At 35.3% G+C, this 22,310-nt stretch carries 16 protein-coding genes; all 16 read right to left on the bottom strand.

From position 1 onward, the window contains the following. Nucleotides 1-145 precede the first annotated feature (145 nt). The 16 genes from IC610_RS10035 to IC610_RS09960 all read right to left on the bottom strand — a co-directional run bounded on the left by IC610_RS10035 (nt 146) and on the right by IC610_RS09960 (nt 22,310). Nucleotides 146-760 (bottom strand): PH domain-containing protein, encoded by a 615-nt coding sequence (locus tag IC610_RS10035; protein WP_056031220.1) that lies wholly within the window; start codon nt 758-760, stop codon nt 146-148. Nucleotides 761-1,019: 259 nt separating this feature from the next. Beyond that, nucleotides 1,020-1,460, bottom strand: a complete 441-nt coding sequence (locus IC610_RS10030) for a hypothetical protein (protein ID WP_191736729.1) — start codon at nt 1,458-1,460, stop codon at nt 1,020-1,022. A 15-nt stretch (nt 1,461-1,475) separates the two neighbouring features. Then, a complete protein-coding gene (gene lpdA / locus IC610_RS10025; RefSeq protein WP_056082259.1) occupies nt 1,476-2,864 on the bottom strand; it encodes a dihydrolipoyl dehydrogenase in 1,389 nt (462 codons plus the stop codon). 176 nt (nt 2,865-3,040) lie between these two features. Beyond that, nucleotides 3,041-3,313 (bottom strand): hypothetical protein, encoded by a 273-nt coding sequence (locus IC610_RS10020; RefSeq protein ID WP_191736728.1) that lies wholly within the window; start codon nt 3,311-3,313, stop codon nt 3,041-3,043. Between the two features lie 114 nt (nt 3,314-3,427). Beyond that, nucleotides 3,428-4,738: a PQQ-dependent sugar dehydrogenase gene (locus IC610_RS10015; RefSeq protein ID WP_191736727.1), complete on the bottom strand. Its 1,311-nt coding sequence runs from the start codon at nt 4,736-4,738 to the stop codon at nt 3,428-3,430. 233 nt (nt 4,739-4,971) lie between these two features. Continuing rightward, a complete protein-coding gene (locus IC610_RS10010; protein WP_228462897.1) occupies nt 4,972-7,593 on the bottom strand; it encodes a beta-glucosidase in 2,622 nt (873 codons plus the stop codon). A gap of 289 nt (nt 7,594-7,882) precedes the next feature. Next, entirely contained in the window at nt 7,883-9,325 is a 1,443-nt protein-coding gene (locus IC610_RS10005; RefSeq protein WP_191736725.1) for an alpha-L-fucosidase, read from the bottom strand. Nucleotides 9,326-10,719: 1,394 nt separating this feature from the next. Next, nucleotides 10,720-11,442, bottom strand: coding sequence for a YqjF family protein (locus IC610_RS10000; RefSeq protein ID WP_191736724.1), 723 nt, complete (start codon nt 11,440-11,442; stop codon nt 10,720-10,722). A gap of 46 nt (nt 11,443-11,488) precedes the next feature. Continuing rightward, entirely contained in the window at nt 11,489-11,938 is a 450-nt protein-coding gene (locus tag IC610_RS09995) for an SRPBCC family protein (RefSeq protein WP_191736723.1), read from the bottom strand. 100 nt (nt 11,939-12,038) lie between these two features. Further along, nucleotides 12,039-12,821, bottom strand: a complete 783-nt coding sequence (locus IC610_RS09990; RefSeq protein WP_191736722.1) for a fatty acid desaturase family protein — start codon at nt 12,819-12,821, stop codon at nt 12,039-12,041. A 1,047-nt stretch (nt 12,822-13,868) separates the two neighbouring features. Continuing rightward, nucleotides 13,869-14,270: a hypothetical protein gene (locus tag IC610_RS09985; protein ID WP_056078268.1), complete on the bottom strand. Its 402-nt coding sequence runs from the start codon at nt 14,268-14,270 to the stop codon at nt 13,869-13,871. Between the two features lie 6 nt (nt 14,271-14,276). Further along, the gene (locus IC610_RS09980; RefSeq protein ID WP_191736721.1) at nt 14,277-14,621 is read right to left on the bottom strand and encodes a hypothetical protein; all 345 of its coding nucleotides are present in this window, start codon (nt 14,619-14,621) and stop codon (nt 14,277-14,279) included. Between the two features lie 55 nt (nt 14,622-14,676). Next, nucleotides 14,677-15,042, bottom strand: coding sequence for a hypothetical protein (locus tag IC610_RS09975; RefSeq protein ID WP_191736720.1), 366 nt, complete (start codon nt 15,040-15,042; stop codon nt 14,677-14,679). A 96-nt stretch (nt 15,043-15,138) separates the two neighbouring features. Then, on the bottom strand, nt 15,139-15,642 hold the full coding sequence (locus tag IC610_RS09970) for a GbsR/MarR family transcriptional regulator (protein WP_191736719.1): 504 nt from the start codon (nt 15,640-15,642) through the stop codon (nt 15,139-15,141). 117 nt (nt 15,643-15,759) lie between these two features. Further along, entirely contained in the window at nt 15,760-17,712 is a 1,953-nt protein-coding gene (locus tag IC610_RS09965) for a YfbK domain-containing protein (protein WP_191736718.1), read from the bottom strand. Nucleotides 17,713-17,786: 74 nt separating this feature from the next. Then, entirely contained in the window at nt 17,787-22,310 is a 4,524-nt protein-coding gene (locus tag IC610_RS09960) for an alpha-2-macroglobulin family protein (RefSeq protein WP_191736717.1), read from the bottom strand.

The following is a 22,310-nucleotide window of genomic DNA, read 5'->3' as shown; positions in this document are numbered from 1 at the left end:
CCATATGCTTAAATCATTTTATTGATGCTTAACAGAACTTAAAAATTTAATGCTCTTAATGGTTTAAAATTACATAAACCATTAAGTACATAAAAAAACCACGGACAATATCCGTGGTTCAATTTTATAGATTGGTATTGTAATCCTAGTTATTGATATACTTCTCAAAAATTTTAGAAAAATCTTTCTGAGTGTATCTGTCGAAACTGTTGGTGTTCCATGCGAAAATATATTCGTTAATTGCTTTCAGTTCCTGACTTTTTGATACATTTTCCTGCTTTCCTGATGCTACACTTCCAATGGCTTTTAAAATACTGTCATTGGAAAAATTCAGTAAAGAATGATTGTGATGAACTTCCTGCTGAATCGCCAAAAGTGCTTTGTACAGATCTTTCAGCTGATCGATCTGACCTTTCGCAACGCTGATCATTAAAGGGACATTCCCGATGTTGAATGCAATTTCAGCATCCAAATCGATGGTTCCCGCAGTTTGTAAAGTCACATTTGAAAAAGGAAATTGGTAGTATTCATATCTTCTTAGAATTCTTTTTCTGTCAATCGCACTTGCACCGTCAATGTGGATCAATGCTCTATTTGTAAAGCAATATTCGTCTCTACGGGATTTAATCAGAAAAAAAATTTTCTCATTGTCTTCAGACAAAATATAATCATCAGAATCTACTTTGTCATAATCCTGAGCGGGAATGATTTTACCTATATCTCCCAATCCCAGAGCTTCGGCAGCTAATTTTTTAAACATAATTTATTTTAATTTGTAGTTTATTGAAGGATAAAATTAAGAAAATAAGTGAAATAAAATATAAAGTAAGAATAATTTTAATATCGTACATAATTTGAACACAGAGCGCACGGAGTTTTTGCCTTTCTAATTGCTTTTAAGGCTCACAAAGGCGTTAACACTTAAATAAGGTCACAGAGATTTTGTGATTATTCATATTAATGATTGTAGAAATCTTTTCAAAACAAAAAACCACAGACGAATCTGTGGTTTTATGAAATTACTTAATAACTTCTTTCGGATAAAATTTTGTACTTAGAGGTCCAGTTAAGCTTACTCTATAATAATCAACATAACCATCTTTTTCACCATCATTATATTTCTGCAAAAGTCCTACATTTTTTCCTAAAATTAATTGTGAAGAAAACAACTTTCTTTTGACGCCCTCCAAATCAATTATTTCCATATATTGAATATCAGATTCTTGAACGCGTTGCTTTTCGCCACTTTCAGAAATAGTAAGAATACTTCCTACATAAGTCTCTGCATAAAATTTCTTATGAGTAACGTAACCAATATTTTGCACTCTTGTACTTATAGTATCTTTACGACCTACTAAAACATATCTTGCAGGAAAATGTCTATCTTTATATTTGAATGTCTTTTGACTATACGACAAAATAAAAAATAATAGACAGACTAGACTGATTACTTTTTTCATTTAAACAGCTATATTTTAAATGTGAATCACTTCACCATAAGCAGCTGCAGCAGCTTCCATAATCGCTTCAGAAACCGTTGGGTGCGGGTGAATAGATTTGATGATTTCGTGACCTGTAGTTTCCAGTTTTCTTGCAACAACAGCTTCAGCAACCATGTCGGTAACGCCTTCGCCAATCATGTGGCAACCTAACCATTCGCCATATTTAGCATCGAAAATTACTTTGATGAAACCGTCAGTATTTCCGTTGGCAGTCGCTTTTCCACTTGCAGAAAGAGGGAATTTACCCACTTTGATTTCATACCCTTTTTCTTTAGCCTGCTTTTCAGTAAGACCAACTGAAGCAACTTCAGGGTGACAGTAAGTACATCCGGGAATATTGCCGTAGTCGATTTTCTCAACGTGCATTCCTTTGATTTTTTCTACACAAGTAATACCTTCAGCAGAAGCAACGTGTGCCAAAGCCTGAGTTGGGATGATATCTCCGATGGCGTAGTAGCCAGGAACTGAAGTTTCGTACCATTCGTTGACCAAAACTCTTCCTTTGTCTGTCTGGATGCCCACTTCTTCAAGACCGATGTTCTCGATGTTTGCAGCGATTCCAACAGCTGATAGGAGGATGTCAGCTTCAAGAGTGATATTTCCTTTTTCTGTTTTTACAGTCGCTTTCACACCGTTTCCGCTTGTGTCTACGCTTTCAACAGATGCGTTGGTCATAATTTCGATCCCTGTTTTTTTCAAAGATTTCTCTAAGTGTTTTGAGATTTCTTCATCTTCCACAGGAACGATGTTTGGTAAGAATTCAACAACAGTTACTTTCGTCCCCATTGTGTTATAAAAATCAGCAAACTCAACACCGATAGCTCCAGAACCTACAACGATCATAGATTTTGGCTGCTCAGGAAGAGACAATGCCTGTCTGTATCCGATTACTTTTTTACCGTCTTGAGGCAAGTTTGGCAATTCTCTAGAACGTGCTCCGGTAGCCAAAATAATGTTGGTTCCAGTATATTCAGTTACTTTTCCGTCTTTATCAGTCACAGAAACTTTTTTACCTTTCTGTACTTTTGCAGTACCAAGAATTACGTCGATTTTGTTCTTTTTCATCAAGAACTCGATTCCTTTGCTCATTTTAGAGGCAACACCACGGCTTCTCTGGATTACATTTGGAAACTCAAAGCTTGCTTCCACTTTGTTTAAACCATAATCTTCAGCGTGATTGATGTAATGAAAAACCTGAGCCGACTTCAATAAAGCTTTTGTAGGAATACATCCCCAGTTAAGGCAGATTCCTCCTAAATTTTCTTTCTCGATAATTGCAGTTTTAAAACCCAACTGTGCTGCTCTGATTGCTGTAACATATCCACCAGGACCACTACCGATGACAATAATATCGTAATTCATTAGCTTAAAATTTTTATGCGAATTTAAGGAAAAATATTGGATTTGTATGTCTAAACAGATGGATATGACTATGCTTTGGAAAAAGTCATGAGATTTTTATTATAATGCAAAAAAGAGAACACTTTCGCATTCTCTTTTTTATATTTTTAATTCGTTTAAAAGATTAATCCCTAAAATTATCTTGCCGCTCTCAGCAGTTTTTTTTCATTCTGATATCTCAGGTTTAAGGCTCTTAACTGTTCATTTTTCATTTTCTTAGTAGCCACCGGATGATTCATAATCATTTTCTTTTCTGTTCGATATCGTTTATCAAGTTCACTCGATTTGCTGTTTGTCAATTGAGTTTTTGACGGATGTGGCGGTGCAGGCGGTCTTGGCGGACGTTTCTGACCATAAGCATTGAACGATAATCCTAGTAAAAGAATGGTTGATATCAATAACTTTTTCATGACGTTTAACTTTTATCATTAAAATAGTACAATTTTAATTGGTTATAAGCTGAATCTTACATATTTCATACCACAAAATTTGATATAGTTTTTTGAATTGGATTGATATAAATTTTACTTTTTAGAATGTGCCACTCTCCACACAATTCCGCTGACATCATCAGCAACCAAAAGAGATCCGTCGGCAATTTGCAAAACACCTACAGGTCTTCCGTACACGTCACCTTTCTCTTCATTCGCTATAAATCCAGTTAAAAAAGGTTGATACGGTCCTGAAGCTTTTCCATTGGCAAAAGGCACAAAAGCTACCTGATATCCGACTAAAGATGATCGGTTCCAAGATCCGTGCTGTCCGATAAATGCGCCGTTTTTATATTTTTTAGGATATTGATTTCCAGTGTAGAAAGTAAGTCCTAATGATGCCGTGTGCGATCCCAACGGAACATCCGGAACAATGGTTTTTGCAACCAAATCAGGCTTCTCACCTTTCCTTCTTGGGTCTTCATTTTTTCCGAAGTAAGCATATGGCCAGCCGTAAAACTGATCTCTTTTCACACTGGTCAGATAATCCGGAACGAGCTCGTCACCCAATTCATCTCTTTCATTTACAACCGTCCAAAGCTCTCCGGTGGAAGGATTCCAGCTCATTCCGACAGGATTCCGAAGTCCGGCTCCGTAGATTTTTTCTCCGCTTCCGTCAGGATTGACTTCCAGAATATTAGCTCTTCTAACTTCATATTCCATCCCGTTCTCGCCAACGTTACTTCCGGAACCAACGGAAATATAGATTTTAGACTGATCTTTATTGGCAATTAAATTTCTTGTCCAGTGATTGTTGTAACCTCCGGCCGGCAAATTAACAATTTTCTTTCCGGCCTGGGTAATTTTCGTATCACCTTCTTTATATGGATAAACCCAAAGTCCATCGGTGTTGGCAACATAAAATTTATCTTTAATAATCAGCATTCCATACGGCTGATTTAGATTATCCAGAAAAACAGAAGAAGATTCTGCAACTCCGTCTTTGTTGGAATCTCTGTATAAAATAATACGGTTGGCTGATTTTCCTCCGACTTCAGCATCGCTTTTTCCGCTGATATCATTTTTAATTTTTTCGGTTTTTGTTCTTTCAGAGTTGGAAAGGACGACAAAAATGTCCCCATTTGCAGCCTGAATCATGTTTCTCGGACTTTTGATATTTTCGGCAAAACGGGTCACTGTAAATCCTTTAGGAGCTGTCGGAGCCTTTCCTGCAGGCCATCCGATGACGTTACTGAATTTATTTTTGGCACCTTTCTCGTCGGGTGCAGGAAGTTTTATAGTATCTGTTTTGGTAACGACTTCGGTTTCTGAAGTATTCTGATTTTTATTTTCTTTACAGCTGAAGAACAGCACTGCGACTGCCGGTAGAAGATATTTTTTCATAAAATAATGATGTGATGTGTTAAATATTTTGCCTCAAAAATTGCAAAAACCGTTCCCTAAAAAGAAAACGGTTGCAAAATGATGGATTAGATTTCTATATAATTTTTTATTTAACGCAAAGTCAGACAAGAATTTTAAATCTAGGTCGTTATTAAGTTATACAAAGGCATAAACTTAATCAGAAAATACTATTTTTTATCATTACAGCTACTCTTCAGATTTAATCCAAAACATTATTCAACCTCAATATTTTGCTTTAAAGGAAGATTTTTTGATGAATTTCCGACCATAATTCTATACGCTCCCTTTTCCACAATCCAGTTCATTTTTTCATCTAAAAACTGCAACTCTTTTACCGGAATTTCAATTGAAATTTCTTTGGATTCACCGGATTTCAGATACACTTTCTGAAAACCCTTCAGTTCCAAAACAGGTCTTGAAACAGAAGCCAACAAATCTTTTATATAAAGCTGAACCACCTCACTTCCTGCTTTTGAACCTGTGTTTTTAACTTTGACCTTTGCAATGACCGTCTCATTTTCTTTAAATTTTAATTTATTTAAATGCAAATCAGAAATTTCAAAAGTGGTATAACTTAAACCGAATCCAAACGGATACAACGGCTCCCCGCTCAAATCGTGGTAATCATTTCCGCGACCCGTCGGATGGTGGTTGTACGTCAAAGGCAGCTGACCCTCCTCAACCGGAAACGTGATGGGCAATTTCCCTGAAGGATTTTCTGCTCCGAAAAGCACATTTGCCACAGCATTTCCGCCTTCTTCGCCGGGATACCAGACATCCAGAATGGCTCCGACTTTATCCTTCCAGTCTGTCGTTTTTATGGCAGAACCGCCCACCAAAACTACGGTTGTCGGTTTATTTAATTTGGAAACTTCATTAATAAATCCTTCCTGATTTCCCGGCAGACTCAGTGAAGAACGATCCTGAAATTCACCTTCATGAATTCCGGCTGTCACAATGATGTAATCTGAATTTTGAGCAAGTTTTAAAGCCTCATCAAAATCTTTTTGATAATCTTTTAAACCATAATTCCAGACCAATTCGATGTTGGCCTCACCTCTGTTTTCATGGAATTCAATGCTAATATCATATTTCTGAGCTTTAATTAAATCAATATCAATGGTTTTGGTTGAATAACTCAGCTTTTCCCAGTTGTCGATGACTAATTTTCCATTTAAATATAATCTGAAACCGTCATTCCCACGAAGTCCTAATTTATATTTTCCTGAATCTGGAGCTTCCAGTTTTCCTGTCCAGCGAACGCTGTAACTGTCTGGCTGCAGTTTTTCAGGATTTGGGGAATATAAAGTCCATTTGAAATTGATCTGTTCATCCTGCTTTTCAAATACGGGATTTCCTTTTAAATCAGGATTGGAAAAGTAAAAACCTTTCAAACCTTTTTGATTTTCTGAAGATAAAAATTCGGAAGGAACGGTTGTAAAATTCTTTAAATTCCAGTCAATTCCTTTTGAATAGGTGATCTCAATATTTTTATTTTTAACGAAATTTTTAATTCCTTCCAAAATACTCACCTTTTTATTCCCGGGTCCGGAATAACCGCCCAGTCTCGCGTCCACAGCATCAGTTCCTACAATTAAAATCTTTTTTACTTTGTCTGAAATTGGAAGCGTCTGATGATTGTTCTGAAGCAAAACAAAAGATTCAATTGCTGTTTTTTCTGCCAAAGGTTTGTGATTGATCTTCTTTAATTCATCAATACCTTTTTTAGAAACATAAGGATTTTCAAAAAGACCGAGTTCAAACTTTGCTCTTAAAACTCTTGCCACTGCATCATCAATTCTTTCCTTTGAAATTCTGCCATCCAAAAACGGCGGCATAAACAATTTATAATGCTGATATTCTGTCTGGAAAATAACATCGAGTCCTGCATTAATCGCCTGTGCAGAAGCATCGTCGTAATCTTTTGCCGTATAGTGCAGAACGTTGGCACCGCCCACCGCACTGGCATCGCTGATGACAAATCCTTTAAAATCCCATTCTTTCTTTAATTTTTCAGTCAGCAACCAGTGATTGGCCGTTGAAGGTCTACCATCCAACAGATTATAGGAAGTCATCACCGAACGGCTTTTCCCCTGTTGAAAGGCTTTTTGGAATGGAACCAAATGCGTTTCCTCCAAATATCTTTTGCTCCAGTGAATTGGATAGGAATCTCTTCCGCCCTCACCCACATTGGCTAAAAAATGTTTCGGAGTGGTAATAATCCCCATATTTTCAAAAGAACTCACGAAATTCACGCCCATTACCGAAGTCAGAAACGGATCTTCACCATACGTTTCCTCTGTCCTTCCCCATCGTACATCATTCGCAAGATTCACCACGGGAGTCAAGATCTGACGGATTCCCCGCAGTTTTGATTCTTTTGCAATCGCCGTCGAAACTTCTTTCATCAAATCAGGATTAAAGGTCGCCGACAAACCGATTGCCTGTGGAAAAGCAGTCGCTCCTTCCCGCATCAGTCCGTGTAAAGCTTCATCAAATGGAATAATTGGAATTCCCAGTCGGGATTCTTCAACGAAATATTTTTGAATGGCGTTGATCTTTTTTGCCAGTCTTTCCGCGTCTTCGTTCGCATTGTATTTTAACAACTGCCCGGCAACTCCACCGCCCTGATTTCCCGCACTCACCTGCAATCCGAAAATTCCATGGGAATATTGACCTTTCGGAACGTTGTCCAAATCACCGGGAATCATGAAGCACTGCCAGAATTTTTCTTCGGGCGTCATGCGTTTCAGCAAGTCCTGAACTCTGGTTTCTACCGGTTGTTTTGAATCTTTGTACAGCGGTTTTTGAGCTGAAATAAATGTTGTGCTCAAAAATGAGAATACTATAATTTTAAATCGAAGTTTAAAATGCATTGCTAATTTTTATTTTAATGATTGTTCTTTTGTCTTGAAACAAAAGAACCAAAAGTTCAAGACTTGAAACTCTCCGCTAAAATTTTGAAAAACTTCCTAAAATTTCCAAAACTCGGGCGGGAAAAATATTTTTCATTTTAAGATTAATCTTTGCCGCCACTCAAACATTGGAAATTTCTTAACGGAATTTTTTCAAAATTTCTTAACGCTACGATTTCCTATGTCGTTTTAAAGCAGTTAGAATCAACTATTTCATTATTTGAATTACGGTTGAATATTTCAATTGAGTTTTTTCTTTAGGTAAAGTAACTTCAATTGAATTACCTGATTTTTTCCATTGAGTTTTATTTTTTAAACCTAAAACTTTTAATGATTTTGGTTTAAACTTTTCCGGAATTGTAAAGATTAACGTTGACGGAGACTCATAGGTTGATTGATCATTTAAGTGAAAAACATTCAGCGTTTTACCGTCTTTGCTTTGGGTATAATAAAAATTCCCATCGTGGTATGGTGCCACTGCTCTCGTTGCAAAAACCGCCGATTGATTATGATCCATCCAGCCCGAAATTTCTTTTAATCTTTCATAAACGATGGCATCGTAATCGCCATTTGGTCCGGGAGCGATGTTCATCAGATAATTTCCACCCCGGGAAATGATTTTCACCAAAGTTTCAATAATTTTCTGAGATGATTTGTAATTGTCATTTGGAACGTAGGAAAAAGAATCACCCATCGTGATGCAGCTTTCCCACGGAATTGAAAGTGCTTTTTCAGGAACAGCCTGTTCGGGCGTTACATAATTTTCCCACTTTCCGGGAACCGTGCGGTCTACGACGATAATTCCGGGTTGATTTTTTCGCGCCATCGTTCCGATTTTGTCCATGTCGATGTCCTGTTCGACCTTGATGGTTCTTTGCCATTCCACATTTTGGTCGATGGTGTGAAACGGACGAACCCAGCCTCCATCGAGCCAGAGAATATCTATTTTACCGTAATTGGAAGTGATTTCGTTGAGTTGGTTGAAAGTGAAATTTTTAAAACTGTTCCATCTTTCAGGATATTTTTTCGGATCATAATTTACATTCCGGTCTTTCGGTGGAAAATACGGCCACCAGTAATTATCAGAATGCCAATCGGGTTTTGAAAAATAAGCTCCGATTTTAAAGCCCTCTTTTCTGAATGTACTGAAAATTTCCTCCGTCACATCCGCCTTGGGATTTTTGGAAAAAGGAGTGTTTGAAGAAGTTATTTTATAATCAGATTCTTTGGTATCAAACATCGCAAAACCATCGTGGTGCTTGGTCGTAAAAACGACATATTTCATTCCCGCCTTTTTCGCCGCATCTGTCCATTTTTGTGGATTAAACTGAGTGGGATTGAATGTTTTCTGCAGATTTTCGTATTTTTCTACGTATTCATTGTACGATTTTCCATGTTCAGGTTTTCTTTGGGTCCACGATTCGTCTTCCGGACAAAGGCTCCAGCTTTCCACAATTCCCCATTGACTGTAGGTTCCCCAATGCATGAAGAGTCCGAATTTTAAATCCTGCCAGTTTTCAAGATTCTGAATAACAAGTGGATCGGTGGGTTTTTGGTAGCCATCTGAAACATTGTGTGCCTGTGAGAAAAAGGTGGATGAAAGTAATAAGGATGAGAGAAAGAGCGTTTTCGTTTTTGGCTTGGTGAACATGAAGTTTAGTTTTTGCTAAAATAATATTTAACCGGAAATTTTCTACCACAAAAGGCATAAAAGTTTTTTGACACATAGTCACATTAGTTTTAGTTTAAGTGATTGAGAATATTTTAGAGCACATTAGATTAAAAATCATAGATTTTTTGTGGGAGTGCAAAACAGGCAGAAAATCAGGACAGAAAATACTTATAAAATAACCACAAAAGGCATAAAAGTTTTTTTGACACATAGTCACATTAGTTTTTAGTTTAAATGATTGTGAATATTTTAGAGCACATGAGATTAAAAATCAGAGATTTTTTGTAGGAGTGCAAACCAGGCAGAAAATCAGGACAGAGAATATCTAAAAAAAAGCACAAAAGTTTTTTGACACATAGTCATATTAGTTTAAGTTTGAATGATTGAGAATATTTTAGAGCACATTAGATTGAAAATCTGAGATTTTCTGTGAGCGTGCAAACCAGGCAGAAAATCAGGACAGAATACCTAGAAAATAACCACAAAAGGCATAAAAGTTTTTTGACACATAGTCACATTAGTTTAAGTTTAAATATTGAGAATATTTTAAAGCACAGGAGATTAAAAATCAGATTTTTTATGGGAGTGCAAATCTGGCAGAAAATCAGGAGATAGAATACCTAAAAATAACCACAAAAGACACAAAAGTTTTTGACACATAGTCACATTAGTTTAAGTTTAAATGATTGAGAATATTTAGAGCACATAAGATTGAAAATCTGAGATTTTCTGTGAGAGTGCAAATCAGGCAGAAAATCAGGACAGAGAATATCTAAAAAAAAGCACAAAAGTTTTTTGACACATGAGTCACATGAGTTTTTAAGTTTAATGGATTGAGAATACTTTAGAGCACATAAGATTAAAAATCAAAGATTTTTTTGTGGGATTGTTTACTTGAGTTTTTTAAGTAAAACAGAAATCTGTGAGGGTAGAAACACTCCTGTTTTAATTAAAACAGAAAACTGTGAGAATACAAATACGTGTGTTTTGACTAAAATGGAAATCCATGTGAATACAAACAGTCCTGTTTTAATTCTAATAGAATAATGTGAAAGGACAAACAGTCTTGTTTTAATTTAAACAGATTTGTGTTTTAAGACAAACACCTCTGTTTTAACTCTCGCACGATTGCAAGAAAGGAAAAACACACTTGTCTAAATTAAAATTAGATTGATTTTTAGTTAAAACATTACTGTTTGGACTTAATGTAAACTGATTTTAAGTACAAACATACTGGTTTGGACTCAATGTAAGTTTTATTTGCATAAAAACACATCTGTTTGGACTTAAAATAAAATTTGTTTGAATACAAATATTCCGAGTCCACCCTTGGCTCTTCTTACTTTTTACTTGATTCTTAATGATGGGTGTTTTTACTTTTTCCTTGTCTCTTCCAATAGATACTTCTTCATTCTCACTTCAATTTCTGAGCCTTCAGCAAGCATTACTGACAAAGGTTTCTGATGATTGAGACATTCGAAATCTTTTCCGTAGACCTGTTTGAAATCTATTTCAAGCTGGTGGTTTTTCACCATATACCATTCCCATTTCGGGTGGCAGACTTCGTATTCGGAAGTTTTTTGTCCTCTTTTGGTAAAACCCCAGTAGTGTTCTGTGATAAATTCAAATTCGGACTCATCTTCCATCGTTCGGGAGGTGCTTTCGGCAGTGATTTCCATGGAGTACCAGTCTTTGTCTTTCCATGAATATTTTACAATCAGATCATCTTCGCTGTAATGCATCTGGTTTTTCATTTTCATGGTTTTGTAATTTTCTTTGTAAACCGAATTGGCAACGATGCTCAAGGCATATTTCGGCACAATTTCTTTGATGAAAACTACGCCTCTCTTCCACTCATTACCTTCTTTTTTCTTCACATAAAATCTCAGGTTCACCTCTTCGAAATTTCTGTGAAAAGGAATCGGCAGTCCGAGCAGTTTGGTATTGAGAAACATAAATCCTACCAGACTTACGTAACATTTATCTTTATAGAAATCTAGTTCGGTGCCTTTGGGAAGGTATTTTGTAAGAATTTCGGGATCTATTTCGTAGTTGATGATGGCTAATTTTCGCCATTCGGCCTGGAGGAATTTCATTGATTTGAGATTTGAGATTTGAGATTTGAGATTTGAGATTTGAGATTTATTGTTCAGCGGTGATTTTGATCAATTTATTGCGTTCGATGAGAAATTTAGTCATATAATTTTTCAGAAAAAAATAATTAAACAATTTACCAAAAATTCCAAAGGGAGATTCAAATTCTAAAATATCTGTCATCACTGTGTTGCTGCCGTCCTGCCTGAAAATATGCTGATGTCTAAAGGATTTAAAAGTTCCTTTCAGCATAATATCTGTAAAATGATACGGCTTTTCCATTGCTGTAATTTTTGACGTATGGGTTTGTACAACTCCTAAATGTTTTGCCCTCCAGGTTACTGTTTCTCCCAATTCAATCAAACCTGAAGTTCGGCCAGCGATGGCCACTTCTCCGGTTTGGAAAGTGGATTTTTGGTGGAGATCTATGTCTCTTGCCAGATCGAAAACTTTGCGGATATCGGCTTTGATAAAGGTTTCCAAATGAATTGTGGACATTGATTTTAATTTTTAAATTGATGAAATGATACTGACATTTGTTGATAGGATTGCATCCTATCCTCTATTATGCCGTCCCGTTGGGACTTTTATGTTTGTTTTAAAACGTTTGTTTTTTACTCCGTTCCGGTAAAACTTTATCTATTCTTTCTGCCAGTTCAGGTAATTTGATGGTCGGTACAGCGGGAAAAAGATGGTGTTCCATATGATAAAACATGCTGAAAGTCAATTTATTTTTCCAGAATCCACGTTGGGTTCTTGCAATATTTGGGTTGTCGTGAGTATCGTGATGCACCGTCCAGACTGCAAAAAATGCCATTAAAAGTTCTCCGAAAAACATAACTGCGATATGATACAACAGGAAATCTATTTGAACATAGAGTGCTACAGAAATAAAAACTAAAATTGAAACCAACTCAAAAATCAAATTTCTTCTATAGTTTTTATTTGCCAGTTTAAAAGTCATCCAATGAATTAAAAACATATGTTTCGGGCCGTATAAAATCGCCTGAAACCATTTCATTGAAGCAGATTTCCCTTCATAATCGTCATCGGAAAGACAATATTTATGATGTCTGATATGATTAAATTTTACAGCATGAATCGATGCCAACATTGAGATACTGTTTAAATACATCGACAGCCAGGTCAGGAATTTTCCTGTGCCCAATGAATTGTGAAAGCCGTTGTGAACCTGCCTCAGAGCGGTCAGAAAATAAAATCCGGAAAACGGAAGCGCTGCCCAGTAATATCCTTTGTATGCGAAAAATAAGGAGATTAAAAGCCAAGGCAGACTGATGTTGTTTTCAATCAACATCTCTTTTGTTGAAAGAGAGCGCAGGTCTTTCCACTCAACTTTTTTTGTCAGTTCCAAATGATTCATTTTTTTTGAGTTTTAAAGGTTAATCTTAAATAAACATACAACACATTCATTCCAAAATTATCTCTGAAATGGCTGGAAGACAGATCGGTTTCAAATCTTAGATCTTTTAAAATATTCTATAATCATGGTTGAACACAGCAATTTGATTTTATAATTTAAGTTTTCTGATTTTTTACTGATTTGTGCAGATAAAATAAATAGCATATTAAAAAATAATAATAAATAAATCCGGTGTAAATGCTCAGCTGGAGCCAAATACTTTCTAGTAAATGCAAAAATTTAAACTTTGAATTTTCGTACAGAATATACATCCAAAAAGAAGAGGAAAACAGCAGATAAAAATAGAAAAACAGTCCATTTTTGCGATTCATTATCAATCGTACTATCATGCTTGCCACTTGTAACAGGGATATGTATAGAAATGCTCTAATAAAAATAAGGAATTCTTTAGTGACAAAACCTTGCACAGCAAAACCTAAAAGTAAAATTATAAATCCAAAAATCTGAATTTTATAATCAATTTTCAGGATAGTTTTCATGGAGATTTGTTTTAAATTTTGGACTACAGACTAAAGCTTTAATAATGGATTTTTTAATTTATCCCGGCAATACAACAGATAAAAAAAGGCCATGACAGGACTGGTTAACAAGCCATAAAACGGGATTATAAAAAGCGCGTCAATAGTGATATAAAATTTTTCAAGCAAAAGTACGAGCCAAATTGGTAAAATCATTATTCCATAAATTTTGATAAAAAGGTCTTTCCAGAATCCCAGAATGATCTTAACAAAATAGCTAGCCAGCTGGAATCCTCCGACCACGAAATAAAATTTAAACCAAACCTGAACAAATCCATTCTGTAACAGTGAATTGATCAAAGCAAAGATGATATATCCGAAGAACACGGTAATTTGAACGTAGTAATCAATTTTCAGCAAAGTTTTCATGGCGTTTAACCTTAAAAGTTAATTCTCTTCGTTTTTCCTCCGAAGTAAAAAATGAGGAACAGATGAACGATTAGATTTTTCATTATATTAAATTTTAAAATTACAGTTGAGAAATTTCTTCAGTTTGCACTTTGTCTTTATTCATTGCATGTTTGCGACCTTTTAAGAAAAGTAACAAGTTTAGAAGCATCATCACTCCTAAATAAATAGAGAATCCGCCGATTTTTTTGCTTAATGCTACGACCAGTCTTTCAACAGTTTCAATCTGAAAAAATTCAATGATACAAAGGGCAAAACCAAGATTGAGAAGGTAAAATCCAATTTTGAAAAGTGAGTTGGTTGCCATAGCGATGTCCTGTTTCTGATGAAAAATATCAATCATAAAGGTTTTGGAATTTTTAAACAGAAACTGTGAAACCAGCACGGTAAGTGTGATTACAATTGGCAGGTAAATCATGTACGCTGAAAAATTGTACGTTTGAGTAAGGATGGTTGCTGTCATGATAATTTATTTTATTGTTAATTTTTTTCTTAGAATATAAAGTGTAAACAAATTGATAAAATGTAATGCACAAAGGATTAAAACGATGGTTCCGATGCGGTTGGAAACAGTGTACAGCAATTCTTCGATGCTTGAAACTGTGCCCCAGAAACTCAAACTGATGGAAATATAACCCAAATTAACTAAGTAGTAACTTCCGAGCAGAATTCTATTGACGGTGAGGCAGAAATCTTTGTCCTTGATGAGATATTCCAGATACAGTTTCCCTGAGTTGAAGCATCTTCTGCCCACATCAACCGTGATGTACGAGGTGATGGTGAGGAAAATAATGTATGAAATAATGTTAAACATTTTATAGTTATTATAGTTTCAATAATTTTTGAAAGATATTTTTAAATAAAAAAGATTAGTGATTAATCTTTGTTTCGTCTGATAACTTTTTAATGTTGATAAATCCGTAAATCAGATAATACAAATTGAAAAGTACACCACCGATTCCCAAAAATTTAAATATAATTTCTTCGCCAAAATCAAATTTGTAGAGCACAAAAGTCATGACGAAAAATACTACAATGCCGTAGAAATAATATTTGTTGAATGGGCTTTCAACTATAGAAAGTCTGATAAAAAAACCTAATAAATTACCAACTCCAATAAAGAATAATGCCAGAAGAAAATCATTTTGTAAATATTGATAAGTAACACACAGAGTACTTCCAATACCTAATAAAATTTGAAAGACCAATTCTGTAACTAAAATTTTGAGTTTCATGATTTAAATTTTTAGCAGTTCAGAAATTTTATTTACTATACTTTCAGTAATTTTTGAAAGTTAATTCGAAATAAAAAAGGGATTTTGAAGTCCTTTTTATTTCAATAAGTTGGTGATTTTTCCTACCAGCCAGTGATCATCGCTTTTGATTGCAAGATCCATAATATTATTAATTTTGCTGGTCACACTGCTGAAATCATCCATCAGTTTGATAAATTCTTTAGCTTCTGCAGAATCGTTGTCTTCTATATTTTTTAATTCCTCCAGAAAAGCAACTACCGGTTCAATTTCTCTCTTTCTACGTTCTTTCGTAATTTGTTTAAACAAAAACCAGACATCTTTTTCTGCAGTAAAATATTCTTTCCGGTCGCCTTTGATGAACTCTTTTTTCACGATTCCCCAATCCATTAGTGCCCGGAGGTTCATGTTGGCGTTTCCTCTTGAAATTTGTAACAATTCCATTACCTCATCGGTGGAAAGTGGTTTTCCGTTGGCCAAAAGCAGAGCGTGAACCTGCGCCATTGTCCGGTTGATTCCCCAACTCGTTGCGAATGTTCCCCAGGTTTGGATGTATTTTTCTTTGGCTTCTGAAAGTTGCATCTTAGTTTTATTAAAATTTCTATTACAAATATAATAATAGTTTTTGAATTTTCAATAATATTTGAAAGTTTATTTTAAACAAAAACAGACATCTGTGTAAATGTCTGTTTTATATCTCTATTTTTGAATTGCTTTATAACTTTGAACAAGTCTTATGAACTCTGACCTGAAGCCTTCTTCGTCTTTATTTTTTCCTTCTTTTGCAAGATCTTCAATTTTATTTAAATCCCTTTCTTTAATCAGTTTTGATTCTCTTAACACCAATCCGAACCAAGCAACAGCGGAGGCAAATTTATAGTCCGGACTTGATTGCTCCAATAATTCGGGTGAGTTTTTAACTACTTCTATGATTTCTGTACTTACATCACCGTCTGGTTTTTTGTATCTGAATTTTACGGTCGCCAATTCTTCAGCAAAATTTTGATTATTTACTGTCGAAGAATATTTTAGTTTATTTTCTTTCGGAGCGAATGCAGAGTTTACATTTACCGGAATTATTTCATACAAAGCCGTTACCGTATGACCACTACCCAATTCTCCAGCATCAATTTTATCATCTGTAAAATCTTCATTTCTTAATTTCCTGTTTTCATAACCAATTAACCGATAAGACTTTACAAATTTTGGGTTAAATTCGATCTGAATCTTTACATCTTTTGCAATTGTGTACATACTTCCTGCGAATTCCCTTCCCAGGAACTTATTGGCTTCCTGTAGATTGTCGATGTAGGCATAATTTCCATTTCCTTTATCAGCTAAAGTTTCAAGTCTGTTGTCTTTATAATTTCCCATACCGTAACCGAGACAGGTGAGGAAAATTCCGGTTTTTCTTTTTTCCTCGATTAAAGTTTCAAGCCCTTTTTCAGATGAAATTCCGACATTAAAATCGCCGTCTGTTGCCAAAACAACACGATTATTTCCTCCTTTGATGAAATTTTCCTGAGCCAGTTTATAAGCCAATTCAATTCCCGCCCCTCCTGCTGTACTTCCACCTGCTTGAAGTTGATCCAAAGCTTTCAAAATAGTTTCTTTTTCTGCTGCCGAAGTTGGTTCTAAAACTGTACCTGCACTTCCTGCATAAACTACAATTCCCACTTTATCCTGAGGTCTCAGCTGATCTAATAGAAATTTAAATGAAGATTTTAAAAGAGGAAGTTTATTTTCGTCACTCATCGATCCTGAAACATCAATCAAAAAAATAATATTGGAATTTGGTAAATTTTCCATCGCAATATTTTTTCCCTGAAGGCCGATTTTTAGTAATCTATGATTGGGATTCCATGGCGAATCGCTGTATTCTGTATTGATCGAAAATGGTTTTTTACTTTTGGGTTGTGGATAATCATACTTAAAATAATTCATCATTTCTTCTACTCTCACGGCATCTTTATCGACTTTGCTTCCGTAGTTGATCATTCTTCGGATATTAGAATAAGATGCATTATCAACATCAATTGAAAATGTAGAAACCGACTGATTTTTAGCTAGTTCAAAAGGATTTTCAACCAAGGAATTGTATTCTTCATCTGTATTACTGATTAGATGAGTTCCTTTTTTGCCTTTAATAGTTGTTATTTTCTTTCCATAAACTTTTTTATCTGTAGCAGATTTTGGTTGTTTTACAGGTTTTGAGAGCTTACTACGCTTATTCTGTGCTCCAGTGACCGCAACATTTTCTAGTGAACTTTCAATCTCATAAGCAACGTTTGCTTTTGGTTTCGGGCAGCCATTATATTCAGGCATTCCGGGAACTGTGGGACAGGCATCATCTTTATCTAAAATACCATCACCATCTGTATCAGGCCACGGACAACCGTTATTCTCTGCCGGTCCCGCAACCGTAGGACAGGCATCATCTTTATCGACAATTCCATCACCGTCAGTATCTGGCCATGGGCAGCCGTTATTTTCAGCAGGACCAGCAATTTCGGGACATTGATCAACTTTATTAGGAACATTATCCTGATCTTTATCTTTTCTTACACTCAGTGGCTTTGTATCTGATGTATTTGCTGTTTTACAGCCTTGTAAAATCATCAAACTTAAAATGATAATATTTATTTTTTTCATAGTGTTATAATTTTCCTCTTATTTATAGATGCACAAACTGAAAAAGGTTTCAGTATTTTAAATATTTTTTTTATTTAAGGTTCAATCTTCGCCCTAATTCCCTCATTCCAAAACTTAGCTTCAGGCATGTAATAAAGATACACATTACTTGCTTTCCCTGTATATTCTCCCGCAAATTCTACTTTTAAATCTAAATTGACAGTTTTCGTTTCATTCGCATCAAAGTGTTCCCAGTACAGAACCAGATAATTATCGAAAATTTCATAATAAGAAACCTGCTTTTTATCGACCATATCTTTCAGCAGAGCATTTTGTAAAGTCAGACCTGCAGGAATTCCGATTTTTGCTGTCGTCATCGGTAAATCTCCGTTGATTTTATTTTTTACAGTTACCGTCATCCGGTTGGTCTCTCCTACTTTTGAAATTTCAGATTTCAGTTTTGCTTCAAGTGTTACCGGAATATTTTCACTTTTTGGAGGTTCTAAAGTGTAGTATTGATAATCTAATTTAAAAGGCAGACCTTTTTTACTCGAATATCCCACCTTCAAATCATTTTCACCTTTTCTGAAAGCAGATGAAAAACTGATATTTTTGTCTGAAACAACAGCACCATTTACTGTAATAGTCGGTCTTTCGGTTCCAAATAATTTTTCATTTTTCGCAAAGAAAACGGAGAGCGATTCTAGAGCTAAAGCAGTTGCCTGCGTAGAGCCAAAACCGTAATAACCATTAAAATTAATTAATTCATCTGCGGCTTCAGCAATTTTCAGTTGATTTGTCTTTTCATTTTTTTGCAGTGCCATCATGTACAGAGAAAGCGTTTCTGCATTGGCAGAAATCCCTCCGGATCCTGTAAATGTGGTCTGGGACTTCACATTTTTCGATTCGTATTGCTGATTTAAGATATTGAGTAAAGTATTATAATCTTCATTTTTCTCTAAATTTTTTGCTGTATTTGCCATCAGCGCCAGCTGATAGGAATCTTTGGTTGCCAAAACTCTCTTTAAGCTGTAGTCGTAGTTCTGAAGCAACTCGTTTTTAAAACCGAGTTTTGACAAGGCATACAGAACATACATATTTCGTGACCATGAATATTCGGAGTAAGCAGTCTTTCTTTCATATTCTTTTCTAACTTCGAAGAGTCCGTTTGCACCTTTTTTAGACAAAATAAATGAGGTAAGATTCTGAGTTAATTTCGCATCAACATTCACATATTTCTTTAAATCTCTGAATTCCAGCAGAGCGAAAGCTGATAAAGCAACATCAGATTCAGTAGAGCCAAAATAGGAGAAGCCACCATCCTTATTTTTGTACGACAGCATTTTCTGATAGCCTTTTTTCAGATTTCTGATGACCGTAGATTCTGTATTTGCATCAATTTTTTTTGTCGCTTTTAAATAATCGAGAATGAAAATATTCGGATAGACAGTTGATGAAAGTTGCTCAAAACAGCCGTGAGGTTCTCTTTTAAGTCTTTCCAGATCTTCAAACATCTGCAAAGCCGAATTTTGATACACATAATATGAAGACATAAAACTTCCGTTCACATATTCCGGAACATCAATTTTGTAGGTTTCGTTTTTATTGTTGATGATCGAAAAATAATGTGGAAATCCTTTCTCTTCAACTTTCAATGGTAAAATCATGGTTTCTCTGAAATCTCCTGATTTTACAGCAAACTGAATATTTGAACTGATGAGTTTATCGGTCTGCATGGTGACGAACAGTCTTCCCGATTCCAAAGGTTTCAACGTAATCAAACTGTCAGCTCTCATCAGTTTAATATGATTTGGAACGATGACATTCAGTTTTAAGTTTCTTGTTTCAGCTGAATTATTTTTAATCACCACCGGAATTGTCATTTGATCTGTTCTGGTCAGATATTGCGGAATTTTGGCATCGATTGAAATCAGACTTTGTGCAGCATATGTGGTTTCATCTCTTCCAATCAAACCTTTTGCGGAAATTCCTTCAGTCATAATTCTGAACGCTGAATTGGCATCAGACTGATAAAATTCTATCTGAGCTTTTCCATTTTTGTCGGTTTCTAAGATGGGATTCCAGTATAAAGCCTCACGATAATCGTGGCGGTAGGTTGTGCTGGTTGTTTTGTATTCAGGATAGGCAAAATTACGGCTGTAGGCGTAATTTGTGAGGCTGTCAGATGGAATATGAAGAATGAAAAAATGAGATTTTGGACTAATGTCAAAACTAATTTTTCCACTCCTATTACTTTTCGAAGTCACAATGATTGCTCCGTTTGCACCTTGTGAACCAAATAAAGCAGACCCCTGCAACCCAAGCAAGGTGGTAACAGACTCAATAATACTTGGTGGCAATTGCTTAAGAATAGCCGAAGTAGAAATTACTCCATCTATAACTACAAGTGGACTGGTGCCTCCCGTAAGTGTTCTGGATCCTCTTATCTTAATATCATAAGTTCCTGAACCACTATTAGTAGGCATAATCTCCAAACCCGGAACTTTACCTGCTAAGGATGAGATTATATTATTATCACTGATTTCAGTACTGTAAATAGTCTTTACAGCGGAGGTTAAATCTGATTTTCTATTCATCGCCCCCGTCACAACCACTTCTCCAACATACTTATCAGTTGATAAAGTATCAGATCTTGAATTGACTGATGGATTACTTTTAATTAAACTTTCAATTCCCTGATTAATATTTTGAGATTTTTCCTTTATTTCAGCCTCTTTTATAACATCTTCAACATCAATATTTTTAAGATTTTGTTTTTCCAAAGGATTAATCTGAAGTTTGTAAGAAAGAAGTCTGATTTTGACCTCTTTTTTTGGCTGCAAGGCCTTTGCAATCACTCTGTTTCCCTCTCCGGCATTAAGGTCTGAGTAGTAAAACAATCCATTGTCTGAGGTGATTTGTTTTTTCAGAGAATTTCCGCTGTATAGATAAACTTCGGCGGCGACTGGCTTCTTATTCTCATCTTCAACGATTCCGTAAATCGGGTTTCTCTTTTCGGGTAGGTATTTGTACTTGCCGGTTTTTTCGACTTCAGGAATCATTTCAAAATATCTGTATCCATTCGTCAGCATCACCAGCTCTAAACTTTTTGTTGCTTTTTCTTCTTTTCTATCAAAATAGAACTGAGGTCTTTCAATTTTACCTTTCAGTTCGGAATCCAATAAAAGCCATGACTGAATGTGATTCTGTTTATCGTCAGCATACGTCCATAATTTGTCATCAACAACGCTTACAGCAAGGTTTGCAGGAATAGGTTGATTATTTTCGTCTGTCGTTTCAATATTGACAACAGCTTTTTCTCTCGGCAAATAGTTTTTCTTTACAGGCGTAACTTTCACCTTCATCTGCCTGTTTTCATTAACGAAAACTATTCTTTCGGCAAGCGGAAGATTATTTTCTGAAACCGTAAATCTGCATATTCCAATCGGAAGTTCCTTTTCTGAAATTTCAATTTGATTTAAACCTTTTTTCAAACTTAAATTTTTAGAATAAATCTCTTTCTCACGAAAGTTTCCGGATATTACAACGTTTCTTTCTGAAGTTGAATTAATTTTTAAACTGATGATCTGATTTTCTTTTTTAAGATTTAAAACAATTCCATCATTTTTCGCTGTCGGTAATGGATAAATTTGATTGATATTTTCCGGTTTTAAAACCTTTGCATAATACGTTTCATCATTTTTTGGATTTAAATAAAAACTTCCCATTCCAAAATTATAGGCTGAAACTTCTGTCAGTTTCTGGTGATTCTGATTATAAATTCCCAAAACTGCATCTACAGGTTTTTCAAATTCATCTAAAACTTTGAATGCGATATTCTGTTCAATTCCATTAATGAAAGTTCCGCCTTCAGGCATAAATTTCAAATCAAGATTATTCAAAACAATAGGAATATTTCTTGAAATTGATTCTGTGAAACCATCAAAATCGATCTTAATATTTAACAGAGCATCAGAAGATTTTAAAACTGCCGGAAGCTTAAATTTCAGCAAATATTTTCCTTCTTTATCAGTAATAAAAGTCCCTTCATTTATTTTTTCACCCTGATGCATTACCGTAAAATTGGCTTCATAAAAAGGAATTGGAAGATTGCTTAGACTTCGCATTGAGAAATCTGCTAAAACCTCATCGCCTGCACCATAGCCTTTTTTAGGAAAATCAAGTTTTATTAAAATTCTTGGCGAGACAATTTTCTGGAGTGTAATTTCTTTTTCAAATACATTTTTTCCAGTTTCATTCTGCATCCAATCGGTAAAAGCTCTGAGTTTGTAGATGCCGCCTTTCATATCATTTCCAAAATAAAAATATCCTTCCGCGTGACCGTTTGTTATTGCGTATTTGTCTTTTTTGACAACGGTTCCGCTGGGATCCAACAATTCAAAATTCACCACCTTCGACTGATCTGCAGGAAGCTGATTTTCTGCCTGAACGACATAAATTTTAAAATACATTTCCTCACCAGGTTTGTAAAAAACATGATTGGTCTGGATGTACGTTTTTTCTTTTTTGAAATCGCTGAATTTCTGCTGGGCTTTTAAACTGAAGCTCATTAAAATGAAGATCAGAAGCGATATATAAAGTGTAAATCTGCTTTTCAT

Origin of the sequence: Chryseobacterium caseinilyticum, from assembly GCF_014837145.1 — a bacterium.
Classification (GTDB): Bacteria; Bacteroidota; Bacteroidia; order Flavobacteriales; family Weeksellaceae; genus Chryseobacterium; species Chryseobacterium caseinilyticum.
This window is presented reverse-complemented; position numbering and strand designations above follow the sequence as displayed.